Source organism: Cupriavidus sp. WS, from assembly GCF_000395345.1.
GTDB lineage: Bacteria > Pseudomonadota > Gammaproteobacteria > Burkholderiales > Burkholderiaceae > Cupriavidus > Cupriavidus basilensis_B.
The window spans coordinates 1-2,050 of sequence record NZ_AQPL01000093.1 but is presented as its reverse complement, the minus strand read 5'-3'; the positions used below and the strand labels follow the sequence as shown (position 1 = coordinate 2,050).

General features: G+C 71.5%; 3 protein-coding genes. 1 reads left to right on the top strand and 2 read right to left on the bottom strand.

The genetic code is table 11. The features are described from left to right. On the bottom strand, positions 1–211 hold a 211-nt coding region (locus tag K206_RS37855), incomplete at its 3' end, for a bile acid:sodium symporter (RefSeq protein WP_043365993.1). Between the two features lie 94 nt (positions 212–305). Here K206_RS37855 and K206_RS0109295 point away from each other — a divergent pair. Then, positions 306–1,211 (top strand): LysR family transcriptional regulator, encoded by a 906-nt coding sequence (locus K206_RS0109295; RefSeq protein WP_020423721.1) that lies wholly within the window; start codon positions 306–308, stop codon positions 1,209–1,211. Between the two features lie 13 nt (positions 1,212–1,224). On the opposite strand, the gene K206_RS0109290 is transcribed toward K206_RS0109295, so the two are convergent. Beyond that, entirely contained in the window at positions 1,225–1,983 is a 759-nt protein-coding gene (locus tag K206_RS0109290; RefSeq protein ID WP_020202141.1) for a class I SAM-dependent methyltransferase, read from the bottom strand. Between the last annotated feature and the right edge of the window lie 67 nt (positions 1,984–2,050).

Sequence of the window (2,050 nt, the reverse complement as noted above, 5' to 3'; positions counted from 1 at the left end):
CCCCCCCCAGCCGGTCGCGCGACAGCGCCGCGCCGTGCAGGAAGAACACCAGCGCCACGCCCAGGTTGGTGACGATGCCGAGGTGCAGCGGACCGTCGCCGGCGCCGATCTGGGGCGCCAGCAGCGAGATGCCGATGGCGGAGAGCATGATGAGGACGAAGCCGTCGATCAAGTCGTAGAGTTTCTTGAACGGTGAGAGGATGGCGGACATGACAGCAGGTTGGATTAGGGTTTCGCCTAGTATTGGACGCTACGCCAGCCTAGAATGCAAATTCATTTATCGCATCCATTGATCTCATAGACGCATGAATTACACCTTGCGCCAGTTGCGCGTCTTTCTCGCCGTGGTCGGGCATGGCAGTTTCAGCCGCGCCGCCGATGCCGTGGGGCTGACCCAGCCCGCCGTGAGCCGCGGCGTGGCGGAGCTGGAAGAGGCACTTGGCGTGCGCCTGCTCGACCGCACCACGCGCGAGGTGCTCGTCACCGAGGCGGGGCAGGCGCTGGCGCCGGCCATCGAGCGGCTGCTCGGCCAGCTCGACGACACGCTGGAAGAGACGCGCCAGCTGGGCGAGCGCTATCGCGGCCGCGTTGTGATTGCCAGCGCACCCACGATCTCGGCGCGGCTGATGCCGCTCTACGTCTCCACCTGCGCGCGCCAGTATCCGGACATCCGCCTGAGCGTGCGCGACAACGTGCAGGCCGACGGGCTGGAGCAGATCCGCGCCGGCGCGGTGGATTTCGGCGTGCTGATCGACCCGCTCGCGCGCGAGGGGCTGACCATCGCGCCGCTGGCCACCGACCCGTTCTGCTTTGTGTGCCGGCGCGACCATCCGCTGGCCGGCGCCGAGTCGGTGCCGTGGCGCGCGCTGGACGGCATGCCGCTGGTGCTGCTGGATTTCGCCTCGGGCAGCCGGCCGCTGATCGACCGCATCTTCGCCAGCCACGGCGTGACGCCGAGCGTGGTGCAGGAGCTCGGCCACTCGGCCAGCGTGTTCGGCATGGTCGAGGCCGGCATCGGCGCCTCGGTGCTGCCGTCGTTCTCGCTGCCGCTGCCGGCCGCCTCGCCGCTGGTGTGGCGCCCGCTCACGCCGCGCGAGGAGCGGCGCATCGTCATGGTGTGCCGCGAGGACCGCTCGCTGTCGCCGTCGGCGGCGGCGGTCTGGCAGATGGTGCGCAGCCTGCCGCTGCCGGCCGAGCCGGCCATGCCGTAGGCGCCGCGGACGCTCAGGCGCGCGCCGCCGTCACCATCACCGCCTCCAGCGCGAAGCTGCCGTCGGCCTGCACCAGATAGTGGTCGCGGACTTCCGCCGGCGCCAGCTGCCACAGGTGGCGGATGGCGGCCACCGCCACCTCGGGCGTGCGCATGCGCTGCACCCAGGTGGCGAACTCCAGCTCGATGCGCCACACCGGCGACACGCTGGCCGCGAAGCCGGCCGCCGCCAGCATCGCCAGCCACGCGCGGCCGGTGTAGTCGCGGATATGGGACGGATCGCGCAGCAGTTCCACCGATTGCAGCCAGGTGTCGAGCAGCGGGTCCTCGGAGCCCGCGATGTCGATCAGCACCACCTTGCCGCCCGGCTTGAGCACGCGGTGCATTTCCGCCAGCGCGGCCGGCACGTTGCGCCAGTGGTGGGCGCTCATGCGCGAGATCACGGCGTCGAAGCCGGCATCGGCGAACGGCAGCACTTCCGCGGCGCCCCGGCGCGTGACGATGTTGCCCAGGCCCTTGTCGCGCGCGGCCGCGTCCACCACGGCCAGCATCTCGGCCGACAGATCGTAAGCCGTCACTTCGGCCGCGACCTTCGCCGCCGCGAAGCTGGCGTGGCCGGCGCCGCAGCCCAGGTCGAGCACGCGGGCGTCCGGGATGCCGGACAGCGCCTGCGCGAGCTGCTGGAGGTCGGCGCCCTGGGCGTGGACCGCGCTGGTGAGGTAGGCGCTGGCCGTCGCGCCGAACTGGGCGGCGACGAGTTCTTGTTGCTGCATATGGCTCTCCTGGCGGCACGCGCCGCCGGTGGGTTCTGGTGAGGGGACGGGGCGGCGGGGGGGGGGC